16 protein-coding genes are annotated in these 14,944 nt (G+C 50.7%); 7 read left to right on the top strand and 9 right to left on the bottom strand.

Features of this window, described 5'->3' with window-relative positions:
• Nucleotides 1-28 precede the first annotated feature (28 nt).
• The 4 genes from L2725_RS19675 to crp all read right to left on the bottom strand — a co-directional run bounded on the left by L2725_RS19675 (nucleotide 29) and on the right by crp (nucleotide 3,104).
• Nucleotides 29-1,360, bottom strand: a complete 1,332-nt coding sequence (locus L2725_RS19675) for an ATP-binding protein (RefSeq protein ID WP_249250532.1) — start codon at nucleotides 1,358-1,360, stop codon at nucleotides 29-31.
• Nucleotides 1,357-2,031: a response regulator transcription factor gene (locus L2725_RS19670; protein ID WP_115137108.1), complete on the bottom strand. Its 675-nt coding sequence runs from the start codon at nucleotides 2,029-2,031 to the stop codon at nucleotides 1,357-1,359. The genes L2725_RS19675 and L2725_RS19670 overlap by 4 nt, the downstream gene beginning before the upstream one ends.
• The gene (locus tag L2725_RS19665) at nucleotides 2,012-2,359 is read right to left on the bottom strand and encodes a PepSY domain-containing protein (RefSeq protein WP_249250531.1); all 348 of its coding nucleotides are present in this window, start codon (nucleotides 2,357-2,359) and stop codon (nucleotides 2,012-2,014) included. Before L2725_RS19665 ends, L2725_RS19670 begins: the two co-directional genes overlap by 20 nt.
• 109 nt (nucleotides 2,360-2,468) lie before the next feature.
• Nucleotides 2,469-3,104, bottom strand: coding sequence for a cAMP-activated global transcriptional regulator CRP (gene crp / locus L2725_RS19660; protein ID WP_115137106.1), 636 nt, complete (start codon nucleotides 3,102-3,104; stop codon nucleotides 2,469-2,471).
• 378 nt (nucleotides 3,105-3,482) lie between these two features.
• On the opposite strand from crp, the gene L2725_RS19655 reads away from it, so the two are divergent.
• Complete coding sequence (locus L2725_RS19655; RefSeq protein ID WP_249250530.1) at nucleotides 3,483-4,256, top strand: tetratricopeptide repeat protein; 774 nt, start codon at nucleotides 3,483-3,485, stop codon at nucleotides 4,254-4,256.
• 241 nt (nucleotides 4,257-4,497) lie between these two features.
• Here the strand turns inward: L2725_RS19655 and L2725_RS19650 are convergent, their stop codons facing one another.
• The 3 genes from L2725_RS19650 to L2725_RS19640 form a co-directional block, all read right to left on the bottom strand.
• The gene (locus L2725_RS19650) at nucleotides 4,498-5,385 is read right to left on the bottom strand and encodes a phosphoribulokinase (protein ID WP_249250529.1); all 888 of its coding nucleotides are present in this window, start codon (nucleotides 5,383-5,385) and stop codon (nucleotides 4,498-4,500) included.
• A 61-nt stretch (nucleotides 5,386-5,446) separates the two neighbouring features.
• On the bottom strand, nucleotides 5,447-5,692 hold the full coding sequence (locus L2725_RS19645) for a YheU family protein (protein WP_249250527.1): 246 nt from the start codon (nucleotides 5,690-5,692) through the stop codon (nucleotides 5,447-5,449).
• The gene (locus L2725_RS19640) at nucleotides 5,692-6,663 is read right to left on the bottom strand and encodes a hydrolase (protein ID WP_249250526.1); all 972 of its coding nucleotides are present in this window, start codon (nucleotides 6,661-6,663) and stop codon (nucleotides 5,692-5,694) included. The genes L2725_RS19645 and L2725_RS19640 overlap by 1 nt, the downstream gene beginning before the upstream one ends.
• Nucleotides 6,664-6,817: 154 nt before the next feature.
• Here L2725_RS19640 and L2725_RS19635 point away from each other — a divergent pair, with 154 nt between their 5' ends.
• Together L2725_RS19635 and L2725_RS19630 are read left to right on the top strand one after the other, a co-directional pair.
• Nucleotides 6,818-7,312 carry a TAT leader-containing periplasmic protein gene (locus L2725_RS19635; RefSeq protein ID WP_249250525.1) on the top strand — a complete coding sequence of 165 codons (495 nt, stop codon included), beginning with the start codon at nucleotides 6,818-6,820 and terminating at the stop codon, nucleotides 7,310-7,312.
• A 14-nt stretch (nucleotides 7,313-7,326) separates the two neighbouring features.
• On the top strand, nucleotides 7,327-8,931 hold the full coding sequence (locus tag L2725_RS19630) for a GMC family oxidoreductase (RefSeq protein ID WP_249250524.1): 1,605 nt from the start codon (nucleotides 7,327-7,329) through the stop codon (nucleotides 8,929-8,931).
• A 42-nt stretch (nucleotides 8,932-8,973) separates the two neighbouring features.
• Here the strand turns inward: L2725_RS19630 and L2725_RS19625 are convergent, their stop codons facing one another.
• Nucleotides 8,974-9,420, bottom strand: a complete 447-nt coding sequence (locus L2725_RS19625) for a TIGR02444 family protein (RefSeq protein WP_249250523.1) — start codon at nucleotides 9,418-9,420, stop codon at nucleotides 8,974-8,976.
• A 70-nt stretch (nucleotides 9,421-9,490) separates the two neighbouring features.
• The gene (locus L2725_RS19620; protein ID WP_249250522.1) at nucleotides 9,491-11,413 is read right to left on the bottom strand and encodes an ABC transporter ATP-binding protein; all 1,923 of its coding nucleotides are present in this window, start codon (nucleotides 11,411-11,413) and stop codon (nucleotides 9,491-9,493) included.
• A gap of 159 nt (nucleotides 11,414-11,572) precedes the next feature.
• Between L2725_RS19620 and L2725_RS19615 the strand changes: the two genes are divergently transcribed.
• The 4 genes from L2725_RS19615 (at nucleotide 11,573) to L2725_RS19600 (ending at nucleotide 14,919) form a co-directional block, all read left to right on the top strand.
• The gene (locus L2725_RS19615; protein WP_205407327.1) at nucleotides 11,573-11,767 is read left to right on the top strand and encodes a YheV family putative zinc ribbon protein; all 195 of its coding nucleotides are present in this window, start codon (nucleotides 11,573-11,575) and stop codon (nucleotides 11,765-11,767) included.
• Between the two features lie 38 nt (nucleotides 11,768-11,805).
• Entirely contained in the window at nucleotides 11,806-12,042 is a 237-nt protein-coding gene (locus L2725_RS19610; protein ID WP_249250521.1) for a hypothetical protein, read from the top strand.
• Nucleotides 12,043-12,631: 589 nt separating this feature from the next.
• Entirely contained in the window at nucleotides 12,632-14,149 is a 1,518-nt protein-coding gene (locus L2725_RS19605; RefSeq protein WP_249250520.1) for a hypothetical protein, read from the top strand.
• 254 nt (nucleotides 14,150-14,403) lie between these two features.
• Nucleotides 14,404-14,919, top strand: coding sequence for a curlin (locus L2725_RS19600; RefSeq protein WP_249250519.1), 516 nt, complete (start codon nucleotides 14,404-14,406; stop codon nucleotides 14,917-14,919).
• Nucleotides 14,920-14,944 lie beyond the last annotated feature (25 nt).

The following is a 14,944-nucleotide window of genomic DNA, read 5'->3' as shown; positions in this document are numbered from 1 at the left end:
GATAAAAAAGCGGCCTGAGGCCGCTTTTTTACTGGGCAAACTCCAACAATATACTCAGACCGCTCAGAGACTGGCCCCGGCTGAAGCTGAGGCGAATATCGTACTGCTCACAGATCTCTTTCACTATCGACAAGCCAAGGCCATGTCCCATCACTGACTCGTCAAGACGGGTGCCTCGCTCTGTCAGCAGGTTAAGCTCATCATCCTCAACGCCAGGTCCGTCATCCTCAATGGTGACTTTGACGCCATCGGTTGTCTGGCGTACAGAAATGCTCACCCGGCTTTGGGCCCATTTATAGGCGTTATCCAGCAGATTGCCCAGAAGTTCCATGCCATCTTCTCTGTGGATGGGAAGGCGGCTGACCTGAGTGTCCAGATCAAACTGGCAGTGAAGCTGCTTATAGCTATAGACCTTGCCAAGCGTGTTGGTAAGACCATCCAGATCATCAGGCAGTTGCATTCGCGCTGCCGGCAGCATACTGCCAGTGATTCTGGCGGCGGCCAGCTTGCGCTCAATCATCTTACGGATCTGATCCAACTGCTGTTGCATGGCTTCGGCAAGCTCAGGATCTTTCAGCCCAAGTACTTCAACCTGTTGCTGCATCACCGCCAGCGGGGTTTTCAAACCGTGGCTGAGGTTGCCAAGGTTATTACGGCTGCGTTTGATTTGGTTGGCTGCATAGTCCAGCAGTTCATTGTGGCTGCGGGCCAGTGGCACAATCTCCGGGGGAAGGTCATCCAGTTCAAGCTTGGTTATGTCGCCGTCTCTGAGCTGTGACAGGGTCTGGGTCATTCGCATCAGGGGTTGGAAAGACTGGCGCAGCACAAGGAATATACCGGCTATCATGGCGGCCAGCATTCCCAGATTGACTACCAGTTTGGTGCCATAGATTTCGCTGAATACCCTGCGGCCGATACTCAGGTCCTGAGCGACTGTCAGGGTTGCTGTCAGGTTACTGGTGTTGGAACTCAGGCCCACTGACAGCAGCTGCATATCATGATTTTTGGGGCCTTTAGCCTGCCACACCCGGGTTTCCCCTTTGGCCAGGTTTTCAATATCCAGGGTTTGATCCCACAGCGAGCGGGAGCGAATCACTTCATTGGGCAGGTTAAGCTGAAAATAGCGGCCGGAGTAGGCGGGTTTGTAAAAGATGGACAGCTCTGTCTCATCAATACTTATCTCGCCGTCGTGGAAGTGGGTAGCCATGATGACATGCTCAAGGTCCTCTTCCAGACGATTGATAATCGAGTCGTGGAAGGCTTGCCTGAGCATGGATTCGAACAGCACCATGCCTATGATGGTGCCCAGCACCACCAAAGCGGTCAGCCAAAGGCTGAGTTTGGTGCGAATTGACATCATAGGTTTTGGCCGTGGAAGATATATCCCTGACCGCGACGGGTCTCGATGGCAGTTTTCCCCAACTTTTTGCGCAGGTGAGTCACATAGACTTCAACCACATTGCTCTCTTTCTCATCATCAAACTGATATAGCTTGTCGGTGAGCTGAGATTTGGACAATAGTTTCTTGGGCGACAGCAGGAAGATCTTCAGCAGACGAAACTCCATTGCGGTCAATTCAGATGTCACGCCGTCAACAGTGACCGTTTGCTGGGATTCGTCCAGCGTTACGCCGCCAAAGCTGAGGGTCTTGGTGGGGGAGTTCATTCTTCCCGAAGCGCGGTGGATCAAGGCCTGGACCCGGGCCAGCAGCTCCTGAGCATGAAAGGGTTTGCCAAGGTAGTCATCGGCGCCGGCATTGAAGCCTTCCACTTTTTCGTGCCATTGGCTGCGTGCAGTCAGCATGATCACCGGGGTGTTCACGCCGCGATTACGCCAGCTTCCCAACAAATCAAGGCCATTGCCGTCGGGCAGGCCGATATCCAGGATCACACAATCATATTGGGTTTCACTGATCAGATAATCAGCTTCGGAGGCCTTGTCTGTTACGTCGGTAACATAGCCTGCCTGCTTGAGTTGTTTTTGCAGTTCCTGCACCAGCAGGTGGTTATCTTCAACGAGCAGTAGTTTCATTTGGCTGACATTCACTGGGTAGAGGGAGACCGGATACAGGCTTACCACTGCGGGCGTCCACGCTCAACTTTAACAGTTGACCTTTATGTACCTTGAGTTCCAAATCATACCGCCATTTATGACCCTCCTGATAGAGGTGCGCGTCCATTAATTTGCCGTTGCAGTAATGGCTTACGATGGCGAGAGTATCTGTCAGTGAAAGTATCTGGCCGGAGGCGACCAAAGTGACGGCCTGATTATGGTGTAACTCTGTGGTTGAGGCGGCCACCCTGACCCAGGGCAGGAAAGCTAACAGGCTGAAAAAGCAAATGAAAAACAGCCTTGTCATAAAAGCTCCCCTGATTACCCAAAAGAAAAAGTGGCCCAGAATTTATTCTGCGCCACTTTAATGTTTCAGGCTTAAACCAAACTGAACCCTAACTTAGGGAGGGGGGAGATCAGCGGGTGCCGTAAACTACGATAGTCTTACCGTGAGCCTGGATCAGGTTTTGCTCTTCCAGCATCTTCAGGATACGGCCTACAGTTTCGCGGGAACAACCTACGATCTGGCCAATTTCCTGACGGGTAATCTTGATCTGCATACCATCTGGATGGGTCATTGCATCTGGCTGTTTGGCCAGGTGCAGCAGAGTCTGAGCGATGCGACCGGCAACGTCCAGGAACGCCAGGTTACCCACTTTCTGGCTGGTGCTTTGCAGACGGTAAGCCATCTGAGAAGCCAGCTTCATCAGGATCTCAGGGTTTACCTGGATCAACTGCTTAAACTTTTTATATGAAATTTCTGCAATTTCACATGCCTGCTTGGCGCGAACCCAGGCAGTACGTTCAGCCTGCTCTTCAAACAGACCCAATTCACCGATGAAGTCACCCTGATTCAAATAAGACAGGATCATCTCCTTGCCTTCTTCATCCTTGATCAAAACGGCTACAGAACCCTTAACTATGTAGTACAGAGTGTCAGAGTCTTCACCAGCATGGATCAGTGTGCTCTTGGCTGGATACTTGTGAATGTGACAGTGTGATAAAAACCATTCCAGAGTTGGATCAGGTTTTGGTTTACCAATCAGAGCCATGCCTATGTTCCTCTACTGATAAAAACGAAAGTTAGAATATTCTAAACAAGCATTTTACGTCAATTAAACCCTTAATTCCTTGACTGGCGTCTTACTATGCGTATTTCTAGGGGCAATGCGCTTGTCAAGCTTGGTTTTGACATTCGCGGTATTCTGCTACTTTAGTGATATTAGTCAACTCAGCAGACCGTTAACTCTTCAGGATTCGTTGAACTCTGTAGGTTACATCACATCTTAACCTTTATTTGGACATTATGACGTAGTTATCTGGACAGAGGCTTAACGCAATGTCAGGAGAGGTCGACTTGTGTGCAGTTTTCTGGCTAACTTGTAGCTGAGCAATAAAGCGATGACAAATCAATAACAGAGGTTAATGACATGACAAAGCGGTGGACATTCGCAGTCGCAGTAACTGCACTGTTGTCAGTCAGTCAGGGCGCCTGGGCATTCAGTGTTCCTCAGCCTGACGCAGAGAAAGTGGCAACCAAGGTCGCCTTTATTGAGTTGAACGCTCAAAGTGGTGATGCAGAAGCCGAATACCTGCTGGGGTTGATGTATCTGTCTGGTCGTTATGTTGACCAGCAGGCTGAAGTGGGCCTGGAGTGGTTGCAGCGTGCGGCCAGTAATCAGCATGTCAAAGCGATTCAGACACTGGCCGATCTCTACTATGACGGTAAAGTCGTCCCCAGAGATCTGGAGCAATCTGTACATTGGTATCAGGAGTTGGCGCAAACCGGCCAACCTTATGCCTATTTCCGTCTTGGATTGATTTTCGGCGCTGGAGGAGATGGTATTCAGCGAAATTGCGGTCAGGCTGTTGAACACTTTAACAGTGCGGGCGATCAGGTTTCACTTGGCAATGTCGCGTGGATTTTGGCTACCTGCCCAGAGGGAGAGTACCGTGATGGTACCAGAGCCGTTGAACTGTCGCTGGAGCTGCTGAAACATGACGAGCAGGACCCATCTATTCTGGATAACCTGGCGGCAGCCTATGCTGAAACGGGGGATTTTGCCGCTGCTGTGTCGACTCAACAAAAGGCGATTGATGCCCTGAGACAACGTCCCGAAGTGGCGGATATCAGTGAGTTCCAGCAAAGACTGCAGATTTACCTGCAAAAGCGGGCCTATCGCGAAGTGATCCCACTGCTGTAACTGGATTGGCTCAAGACATAAAAAATGCGCTGCTTGAGCGCATTTTTGCGTTTCTGTGAGTGAAGAAACCAGATCCAATCCACAGGGTGAATTGGTATATCGGGACTGTTGACTTACTCAAGGGAACGAACAGATCAAGATGGGGGAATTCATCCCCTAGAGCAGGTCAACCATCAGTCTTTCGCCTGAAATCCCGACGTGTTGAAGCATAAAACAGTCTGCTTAAACCAATCTTAAGGGATTACTCATTTTCCGGGCTGAGCAACTGGCGACGCTTTTCCATCAGATCTCTTATCAGTGGAGTCAGGATCAGTTCCATTGCCAGAGGCATCTTCCCTCCGGGCACAACCATGGTATTGATTCGGGACATAAAGGCGCCATCAATCATGCTCAGGTAGTAGGGAAAGTCCACATTCTCTATGCCGCGAAAGCGGATAACCACAAAGCTCTCATCCAGGCTGGGAATGCCTTTGGCGCTGAATGGGTTTGAGGTGTCAACCGTAGGTACACGCTGGAAGTTGATATGGGTACGGGAAAACTGAGGCGTCATATGGTTGATGTAATCATCCATACTACGCACAATCGAGCCCATCACTTTTTCACGGGTATGTCCCCGCTCTTTGGTGTCCCGCACAATTTTCTGGATCCACTCCAGATTGACTATGGGCACCATGCCAATAAGCAGGTCCACATGCTGGGCGACATCCGCATCATCGGTCACTACGCCGCCATGCAGGCCCTCGTAATAGAGCATGTCAGTGCTTTCCGGCAACGGCTTCCATTGAGTGAAAGTGCCGGGCATTTGGTTGTAGGGTACGGCTTCATCAAAGGTGTGCAGGTAGGAACGTGTCTCACCATTACCTGTGGTGCTATAGTCGCTGAAGCACTGCTCCAGTCGGGCAAAATCATTGGCTTCAGGGCCAAAGTAACTGATATGACGATTCTCAGCCTGGGCTTTACGGATCATGACTTCCATTTCTGCCCGGGTGTAGTGATGAAAACTGTCGCCTTCCACAAACGCAGCGTTGATCCCCAGCTGTCTGAAGATGTGGCTGAATGCCGTTGTAGTCGTGGTTGTTCCTGCGCCCGAAGAGCCTGTTACGGCAATAATAGGGTGTTTCGCTGACATTCCAATTGCCTGCTTTTACTTTTGAGTTATGCCTTGTTATACGGCAGCCTTGCCGTAAAGGTCAATTTTGAGTGCCGATGATCTGATCGCGGTTGCGAATAGCGATAGACTCATCTTCTTCACCATACTCCACTACCAACTCACCCCGTTTCAGAGCATCCCTGCAGCGGCTTATGGCATGTTTCAGGGAGTCGCCGGACAGGGTGTCAAAGCCACCGTCTTCCACCTGAGTGAACAGGTATTCGCGGATCAGGTTGTTCAGGGTTTCCTCGGGCAACTCCAGCAGCGAGTTGTAGGGAATAAGCATCAGGATTCTCCGGTCAGGAAGTACAGAATTCTTGGCTCCAGATAATACCTCGGGCGCCAGGGAAGACCACCATTGATAAAGCCAACATGACCACCAAGTGGTTGCAATTCATACTCGACATTTGGTGCAAGACCGTTAGGGGGAGGGATGACATCCGAGGTCATAAAGGGGTCATCACCGGCGTGGAGGACCAGAGTAGGCACCTGGATCTTGGCGAGAAAAGGCATCCCACTTGCCCGCTGATAATAATCCTGCACACCCTTGAATCCATGCAAGGGCGCTGTGACTGCGTCATCAAATTGATGAAAGGTCGTTAGCTCCCTGACTTTGCTCTCGTCCAGCGGCATCTGCTTGCCCAGCTGTGGATGGTTCACCTTTTCGAGGGTTTTCGCCTGCAGCTGGCGGATAAGGTAATTCTGGTAAACCCGGGAGAAGCCCGCTTTAAGTCGCTCGGCACAGGCGCCCAGCTGTAAGGGCGCGGAAACCACAACGGCGCGGTCTATCAGGCTGTCACTGCCTGTTTCTCCCAGGTATTTGGTCACGATATTGCCTCCCAGGCTGTAGCCACAGGCCCAGATGGGGGAGTCAGGCAGTCGCGTACGGATCTGCGTCAGTGTATGCCCTAAGTCCTCAGTGTCGCCACTGTGGTAGCTGCGGGCTAAACGATTGGGCAGGCCTGAGCAACTTCTGTGGTGGTGGACCACGGCGGTCAGTCCCTTAAGATGGCACTGGTTAAGCATCCGTCTGGCATAGTGGGACTCTGAACTGCCTTCCAATCCGTGTATCAACACCAGTACAGGTTTCCCATTGCTGGCCTGTCCACACCAGTCCAGATCTATGAAGTCCCCATCTGCCAGCTCCAGTCTTTCGCGGGTGACTTTGGGGGATTGCTCCTTGGTCAGTACCGGCAGGATAGTTTGAATATGTGGGCTGCGTGCCCACCAGGGAGGAGAGAACTTGTCTGGAGTCATAGGGATGGCGATTGTTTTCTTTATTTATTCTGGGTGCCAACACTATACCTGATTGTCTGCTGGTGTGGTCGGATCCCCTCTGCTTGTTTATTGCGCGCTTGCCGGAATTTAAAACGTATGTTTAATTAACTCTTTGTAGCCAAAGGATGAGGCGATGAAAAGAAGACACTTTATCACCGGAGCATTTGCCACGACGGCGGCCCTGGCTCTCGGTGTCAGTTTGTACCGACCCGAGCTGGAGCCCGTTGACGCGGAGGATAGTCACAGAGCCCTTTTTGCCGTGTTGGTGCCTGTTTTGCTGGATGGCGCCCTGCCCAGGATGTCCAGTCCCAGAGAGGCCGCAATAAACCGCACGCTGGATGCAATAAGCCAAACGCTCACAGTGTTGCCCCAGTCGCAACGTGATGAACTTGAGCTTCTGCTTGATGGCTTGGAAAATCGCCTTGGTGTGCTGGTGCTGACAGGCAGTATGACGCCACTGCTGTTGCGCTCGCCTGAGCAGTTGGTGGTGATGCTGGAAAGCTGGCGTGATGGTTTCCTTGAGATGCAGCAACAGGCTTATTACGGTCTTCGAGAACTGATTATGGCCAGCTACTACTCCTGCCCGGAACACTGGGGCACTCTGCATTACTCCAAACCCAAAATATAAGTGAAGGAACACAGATGCCGATAAACGATCCCATTGCTGAAGGTCTGGCTGCAGGTTGGCACCATCTGGATGGCAGCACTATGACTGAGGATGTTCAGCTTGAGGCCGATGTGGTGATCATTGGCAGTGGTGCCGGTGGCGGGACAGCTGCGGATATTCTGTCTGAAGCTGGACTCAAGGTGATTGTGGTTGAGGCCGGGCCGTTGAAGTCCTCCAGTGATTTTGACATGGAAGAGCGTACTGCCTATCCCAACCTTTACCAACAGGCCGCGTCAATGAAAACCAGCGACAAGGCCATAGGTATATTTCAGGGGCGGGCGGTTGGTGGGTCGACGACGATTAACTGGACCACCTCTATTCGGACTCCCGAACCGACACTGGAGTTCTGGGCTGCAGAAAAGTCTGTCAGTGGTTTGTCCCGAAATGAGTTGGATCCCTGGTTTGAGGCAATGGAGAACAAACTCTCCATTCGCGAGTGGGCCCTGTCGCCCAATGCCAATAACGACAAATTAAAACAGGGCTGTGAGCAGCTTGGCTGGGAATACACTGTTATCAAACGCAACGTAGCTGCCTGCTGGAATACCGGATATTGCGGTATGGGGTGCCCGGTTAACGCCAAACAATCCATGTTGGTGACCACCTTACCTGCCATGATGACCAGAGGCGGCACTCTGCTCAGCCGGGTAAAGGCGGTTCAGATAGAGCATCATAAGGATAGGGTGTTCGGTATAAGGGCTCAGGCGCTCAATGAGCAGCTTAAGCCAACCGGAGCCAGCGTGATGCTGAAGGGGCGTCACTATATTCTCGCCGGAGGTGCGATTCACACTCCGACACTGATGATGCGCTCAGGAGTGATAGATCCCTACGAACTGCTGGGCAAAAGGACCTTCTTACATCCAACCCTGCTTAGTGGAGCCTTGTTCGACGAAACTATCAGTGCCCACAGCGGCGCACCTCAATCCATCTATTCCGATGAGTTTGTCTGGCGGGACGGCGCGGCCGGTAAGCCGGGATACAAGTTGGAGGTTCCTCCTTTGCATCCTGTGCTGCTGGCATCCAAGACCATAGGCTATGGTCGCTCTCACGCTGAGTTGATGGAGCAATTTAATCAACTGCAGGTGACTATTGCCCTGGTCAGAGATGGATTCCACCCCAAATTGGAAGGGGGCAGGTTGTCGGTAAAGGCTGACGGCAGCTTTTCGCTGGACTATCCATTGACCGATACTTTCTGGGAAACCGCGAGGGATGCGTTTGCGTCGATGGCTGAGTTGCAGTTTGCCGCAGGTGCTCAAAAAGTCCTCCCTATTTCCGAGGGAATGGCGATGATGGGCAGCTGGAAGCAGACCCGGCAAGCGATTGCAGATATGTCTCTGGCACCGCTGAAAACAGTTGTCGCTTCGGCGCATGTGATGGGCGGCTGCCCTCTGGGTGAAGACAGACAATTAGCCATGGTCGACAGTCATGGTCGCAGCCATTATCTGGAGAATTTATCTGTGATGGATGGTTCTGTGTTCCCATCCAGTCTGGGAGCCAATCCGCAATTGACCATCTATGGTATGACTGCCCGCAATGCTACCCGGCTGGCCGGTGAACTGCTGAAAACAAAATCGCCCGCTTGAGCGGGCGAGGGAGTGTGAAGCTCAGTCAGTTGAATCACAGTGTCAGGCAACAGCTTCAGTTTGATCGCCAAAGGCTGCAACGGCGCTGATATCCAGGTCGTAAAGGGCCAGATAATGACTCAGGTTATGGCTGTGAGGTTGGATGGACTGTTGCCCCAGCCATTTCTGTACAAGCTTTTGGCCATTACGTTCGAGGGATAGCTCAACATCCAGCATCTTGCGATATTCGGCCTGAGGCAATTGCTCTTTTCCCAACTGCCTGAGACGGCGGTAGGGCTGTAGCAGCTTACTTTCCCACTCGGTCAGATGTTGCAGTATCTGTTGCCACTGTTCACCGGATAGTCCTTGCTGCCTGCCATCCAGATACCAGGCAAGCAGCAGGAGATTGACGTTGACGCCATGCTGATTTTGCAGCTGTAGGCAGAGATCTTTGTGCTTGGCGTAGTGCAGGTCACAGAGTTGCCACAGGCGTTGTTCAAAAGTCGTCATTGATGCTCCCAACAGGCTTGCTTGATTTAAGCAGATGGCGTGAACACTCCTTTGAGTTCACGCCTGCCGATTACTGCAGCACGGCAGTGGCGGCTTCCTGCTCCATCATATCAATTGTTTCCTGCAGTTCAAGCCAGTCCATTTCACTCTCTTCCAGGGTATTGGTCAGCTCGGTCCTTTCCTTCAATACTGCTGTGAGTTTGGCTTTATTTTCTGCGTCGTACAGGCTGGTGTCCGCCAGCATGGCTTCCAGCTCTGCCAGTCTGTCGCTGCAGGTTTGCTGCTGGGTCTCCAGTTTTGCCTGCTGTTTTTTCAATGGTGACAGCTTTTGTCTGAGCTCTGCTTCCAGCCGTTTTTGCAGTTTTTTGTCAACCACCGGCTTGTCCGTTGGTTTTTCTACAGCGGCTTCCACCTTGGCTGCCTTGGCAGCGTCCAGCAACCACTGATGGTAATCCTCGAGAGTACCGCCAAAGGCTTTGACTTCTCCGCCATCAACCAGGTAGTAGTCGTCGCAAGACAGGCGCAGCAAATGACGATCGTGGGAAACAATCAGCATGGCCCCTTCAAACCCCTGCAATGCCATGGTGAGGGCGTGACGCATCTCCAGATCTAGGTGGTTGGTCGGTTCGTCGAGCAGCAGCAGGTTGGGCTTTTGCCATACCAGTAATGCCAACACCAGACGGGCTTTTTCACCACCAGAGAAAGGCTTGACCGGCTGCAGTGCCATATCACCCTGGAAACCGAAGCTACCCAGGAAATCACGCAGTTCCTGCTCTCTGTGATCCGGTGCCAGTCGCACTAGGTGCTGCAGTGGGCTGTCATCCATACGCAGATAATCAATCTGATGCTGGGCGAAGTAACCAATGTTCAGACCAGCATTGGTCTCGTATTTGCCGGTCATTGGCTGGAGTTCACTGGCCAGTAGTTTGATTAAGGTGGACTTACCCGCGCCATTACGACCCAGCAGCCCGATACGGGCACCGGGAACCAGATTAAGGTGAACCTTTTTCAGCACCTCTTTATCGCCGTAACCGACGGAGACCTGCTCCATGCTGACCAGGGGATTAGGCAGCGCATCAGGTTCACGGAATGACATGGTGAACTGAGAGTCGGCTTTGGCCGGCAACAGGTCTGTCATACGTTCCAGCGCTTTTACCCGGCTTTGAGCCTGCTTGGCTTTGCTGGCTTTGGCTTTGAAGCGGTCGATGAAGGACTGCATATGAGCACGCTCACGTTGCTGACGTTCAAAGGCTACTTGCTGCTGCGCCATGCGCTCGGCACGGATGCGCTCAAAGGCTGAGTAGTTACCTTTGTAGAAATTCAGCTTCTGATGTTCCAGGTGAACGATTTCATCCACAATGCCATCGATAAAATCACGATCGTGGCTGATCAGTACCAGGGTTCCCTGATAGGCTTTAATCCAGCCTTCCAGCCAGTACATGGTATCCAGGTCAAGGTGGTTGGTCGGCTCATCGAGCAGCAGTAGGTCTGAGCGGCACAGCAGAGCCTGCGCCAGGTTAAGGCGCATACGCCAGCCGCCGGAGAAGCTCTTGACCGGATTGCTTTGCTGCTTTTCTGAGAAACCCAAGCCTGCCAGCAAAGTACCGGCTCTGGCACGAATACTGTACCCGCCAATGGCGTCCAGTTTGCCGTGCAGAGTGGCAATGGCGTTACCGTCATCGTTTTGCTCAGCCTTAGCCAGTTGGCTTTCCAGTTCACGGAACTCTTTATCACCATCCAATACATACTCCAACGCCGACTTTTCCAGTGCTGGTGTGTGCTGAGCTACAGAAGCAACCGCCCAGCCGGATGGTACTTTTATCTCACCTTTATCCAGGGTGACCTCTCCCTGAATCAGTGCCAGCAGTGAGGACTTGCCTGTGCCATTGGCGCCAACCAGTCCAATTTTATGGCCTGGGTAGATGGTGAGTGAGGTCTCTGATAACAGAGTTTTGCTGCCGCGAATGAGCTCAGCATCGGTAATGGTGATCATGGGTCGGAATTCTGGCCGGATGGAACATAATTGGGCGGCATCTTACCGCAAAGGCCTGGGGTGGGGAAATCCTATACCGGTTAATCCTGGCTGATGTGATAGAACGTATTGATTTTTCGCCCAGTATGGCAAAATGGCCGAAAAAAAGGAGCAAATCCAATGACCAGAATGAAAAAACGCTTCGTGGCTGGCGCCCGGTGTCCCAAGTGTCAGGCGATGGACAGCATTATGCTGTTTATGGAGAACGGTGTGGAAACAGTGGAATGTACCGAGTGTGACTATCGCGAGAAGCAGACTGACAAACAGGTCAGCGACCAGGCTGGTGGTGACATCATTGGGGTGTTCAAACCCTGAACATTGTCTGGGCTTTCACTCCCAGTTTGTAGCCTGCAATGCACACCAGCAGTGAGAATGCTGCAGACAGCGTCAGTGATAACCATGCTGGCGCTCCCAATCCAAATGCCAACATAAATGCCAACCCGTTAATTCCTTCCCAGAGGTTAAATACAGACGAGATGCTACCTTCTGCTGACCTACCAAAAACCTGGTTGAAGAGCATCAGTGTGACTAAAGCAACAGCGGGTGGTATGGCTCTATATAAAGCTGGCATAGAGAAATCCGGGAAGTGAAGGGCGACTGCAGACAATTTTATCAAAAAGGTTCAATCTGATGACAGAACTGGTATTACGCGCTGTGACGGTTAAGTCAGTATCCGGCTTTGTTCATCTGCCGTGATTGAAAATTGCTTGTGAAACAGATAAGTAAATACGTTTCTATGGCGTTTCCCCCGTATCTTGTTACTTTTGCCCCTTAGTCGTCTTTTGTTTCCTTTGGCGCTCAGAACTCTTCTGAACTATTTTTGAATCAAATGTTTTGAAAATGTTGCGTTGACAGCATTTGATCCTGTGTGTTTACAATTTCTCAGGCTCATTGATTCTGTGAGTGATTCAAACACCTGTTTTGAGAGTAATGTGCGGTCTTTTGTTTTCAATCGAACGAAAGACAGGGGCGTTGTTGTTTTCTGCAAACCTGTGTTGCTGTTGAGTGTGCTTACCTAAGTGTGACGATTGGAGAGGTGATGGCAATGTGGCTGTCTCACCTTATCCGGAAATGTGCCGTTTAACGCGATCATCCGGGATCGTAAAATAACAAGCAGCTTTTCTATCGGTCGATAGGGAGATCCCGTCAGCTGCCTGAACATAAAAAAGGTTTTGTGGCATGCAAGATGAACAGCAGAATATTAAGTACTACTCTACGTTTTTGATCCGCCTTGCGTGGACCGTAGAGGTAATTGCCGTATTGATCGGCTTCACCATCTCAATCCTGATGTCGGTATCGGCATTCAATTCAATTTCAACCTTCGAAAATATCAGCTTTATCGACAGCGCCTCGGCGATTGTGATTGCCGGTTTGCCCTTCCTGCTGGTGGCTGCGGTAGAGTTGTGTAAAATTCCACTGGTATTTGCCTTTATGGCAACGCGTAACCTGTGGTGGCGCAGTATCTTCCTGTTTTTCGTATTCTTCCTTTGCATCATTACCTTTGAAACCATGCTTAATGGTTTCGAGCGTAACTTCTCCAATCTCAGCAGAGCCATTGATAATCGTAAGAACGAAATTCTCAATGTAGACACTGAGATTGAACTGCTTGAAAAGCGTCGGGCTCATGTACAGAAGTTTACCGAAGAGGAACTGATGGCAGAGATTGCACAGGAGGATGAGCAATCTCAGTTGGTGTTGGATGAAAACCTGGCTCGTATTGAGGCCAGTAAGAACCAACAGCTGACCTCTATTAATGCCAACTTTGAGCCCAAGCTTAAGCAGGAAATTGCTGAGCTGATGACGATCCGCGATGGCTACTATAAAGATTGGAACGAAGAGAAAGTACTTATTGAAGAGCGCTTTACCAGTACCGTGGTGAGTAACGTCTCCGGCAGTAAAGATGAAAGAGAAAGGTTGCTGGCGGAACTTGAAGCGCTTAAGGCCGAAATGAAGCGGGAGATGGATGATGCCAGCTTCCTTACCGAGGCTTCAGTGGAGCGCAAATATCGTCAGCTTATTCGTGAGAAAGAGCAGATGCTGGCCACCATTACTACGGGGTATCTCGGTGGCGGCGCACTTGAGAAGCAGTCCCTGATGGAGAATCAGCTAAGGCAGCAAATTGAGTTTGTGAACAGCAAGTATGACCGTCGAATCAAGGATATCAATGAGCGTATCGATGAGAAGAAAGCTGAGATCCAAAGTCGCTATAACCAGAATGCCCGCCTGAGAAACTCTATTGTCGCTAAAGCCAGGACTGAGCAAAACCAGTTTATTGGTATGCGGGAAGACAATCTTGCTGAACTGGCGGAGTATGAAGCTACCAAGCGCAATGAATTGGAACGCATCAGTCAACAGGTATTCGGGTTTGAGGAGCAGATCTTTAAACTTAGAAACGAGCAGCGACTGCTGAACACCCAGATTAATCACTTGATTAACCAAAACCAGGTTTACCGTATCGCCATGTATGTAACCGGCAAAGACAATGCCGCAGAAGTCGGGCGCAGCACTGTGGGTATAGTGGCACTTGTATGGTTTGGCTCGTTGGCACTGATTGCCGCTGTAACCGGGGTTATGTTGGCACTGGCCAGCTTCTATCTAAAACGAGAAGCACGGAATTTGGCTAAAGAAGAGGTAAAACCTTCGTCTGAGCAGGTAAATTCTGAGTCAGATGAGGTAGCACCTTCCACTACAAGTTAAGCAAATCCAATTAGATACGTAATCGACTAGCCATGGTTATCCAACCATGGCTAGTACAAAATCTACTTTAAAGGCGCTGAATAGCGCCTTTTTGTCATTCTAAGTGATGATATTTCTTTGTTTTTGTTAGTTCTTTTTTCTATTTTGGCGCTTTCAAATAGTCCTTTTGACAAGCGTTAGTCACCCAGTGGTGGTATCCCATTTGGTATATCTCCCCTCCATAATAGCCAGCAATAAAAACAACAACAGCAGGGATGGCGACGTTGAACTTCAGGCTTGGGCTGACAACATTGATGTTACTGGCAGCCTCCTTATCTACAGACGCTAATGCTCACCCGGATTTAAGTGACTTTGACGAACTGGGCCTCTACAGCCAGTTCGCCAGAGTATCTCAAAGCGGTGACATCCTCAGTGCCGACATCTCTCAAAGCGGGTTTAACAACCTAACCCTGTTGAACCAAAAAGGTTTGAGCATCAATAGCTCGATCGAGCAATCGGGTGCCGGGAATATCGCCGTGCTGACTCAATCTGGCTTAGATATTGAGGGTGTAATCCAGCAGCAGGGAATGGGAAATGGAGTCTACGGGCTACAGGATGGCTCAAATCTCTATTTCGAGGTGAATCAAACCGGTTTTGGTAACCAGGCTTTTATTCATCAAACCGGCAGTAACAATCACATAGAAATCAATCAACGAGGCTTTGGTAATGCTGTTTCTGTCCGTCAGTGGGGGACTCAGCAGCACACAGTGGTAAACCAGGGATTTCAGTAAGGATGCTGGCGCTTGCGTCAGGGAA

This window comes from Shewanella corallii, assembly GCF_023349125.1.
GTDB lineage: Bacteria > Pseudomonadota > Gammaproteobacteria > Enterobacterales > Shewanellaceae > Shewanella > Shewanella corallii.
The sequence above is the reverse complement of the archived record's forward strand: the minus strand, read 5'-3'. Positions and strand labels throughout refer to the sequence as shown.

What these genes read in the sequence shown, in the direction of transcription:
- L2725_RS19625 (WP_249250523.1), bottom strand. Translation starts at nt 9,420, where the DNA reads ATGACGACTTTTGAACAACGCCTGTGGCAACTCTGTGACCTGCACTAC.
- L2725_RS19600 (WP_249250519.1), top strand. Translation starts at nt 14,404, where the DNA reads ATGGCGACGTTGAACTTCAGGCTTGGGCTGACAACATTGATGTTACTG.
- L2725_RS19670 (WP_115137108.1), bottom strand. Translation starts at nt 2,031, where the DNA reads ATGAAACTACTGCTCGTTGAAGATAACCACCTGCTGGTGCAGGAACTG.
- crp (WP_115137106.1), bottom strand. Translation starts at nt 3,104, where the DNA reads ATGGCTCTGATTGGTAAACCAAAACCTGATCCAACTCTGGAATGGTTT.
- L2725_RS19615 (WP_205407327.1), top strand. Translation starts at nt 11,573, where the DNA reads ATGACCAGAATGAAAAAACGCTTCGTGGCTGGCGCCCGGTGTCCCAAG.
- L2725_RS19665 (WP_249250531.1), bottom strand. Translation starts at nt 2,359, where the DNA reads ATGACAAGGCTGTTTTTCATTTGCTTTTTCAGCCTGTTAGCTTTCCTG.
- L2725_RS19640 (WP_249250526.1), bottom strand. Translation starts at nt 6,663, where the DNA reads ATGACTCCAGACAAGTTCTCTCCTCCCTGGTGGGCACGCAGCCCACAT.
- L2725_RS19620 (WP_249250522.1), bottom strand. Translation starts at nt 11,413, where the DNA reads ATGATCACCATTACCGATGCTGAGCTCATTCGCGGCAGCAAAACTCTG.
- L2725_RS19630 (WP_249250524.1), top strand. Translation starts at nt 7,327, where the DNA reads ATGCCGATAAACGATCCCATTGCTGAAGGTCTGGCTGCAGGTTGGCAC.
- L2725_RS19610 (WP_249250521.1), top strand. Translation starts at nt 11,806, where the DNA reads ATGCACACCAGCAGTGAGAATGCTGCAGACAGCGTCAGTGATAACCAT.
- L2725_RS19650 (WP_249250529.1), bottom strand. Translation starts at nt 5,385, where the DNA reads ATGTCAGCGAAACACCCTATTATTGCCGTAACAGGCTCTTCGGGCGCA.
- L2725_RS19655 (WP_249250530.1), top strand. Translation starts at nt 3,483, where the DNA reads ATGACAAAGCGGTGGACATTCGCAGTCGCAGTAACTGCACTGTTGTCA.
- L2725_RS19635 (WP_249250525.1), top strand. Translation starts at nt 6,818, where the DNA reads ATGAAAAGAAGACACTTTATCACCGGAGCATTTGCCACGACGGCGGCC.
- L2725_RS19605 (WP_249250520.1), top strand. Translation starts at nt 12,632, where the DNA reads ATGCAAGATGAACAGCAGAATATTAAGTACTACTCTACGTTTTTGATC.
- L2725_RS19675 (WP_249250532.1), bottom strand. Translation starts at nt 1,360, where the DNA reads ATGATGTCAATTCGCACCAAACTCAGCCTTTGGCTGACCGCTTTGGTG.
- L2725_RS19645 (WP_249250527.1), bottom strand. Translation starts at nt 5,692, where the DNA reads ATGCTTATTCCCTACAACTCGCTGCTGGAGTTGCCCGAGGAAACCCTG.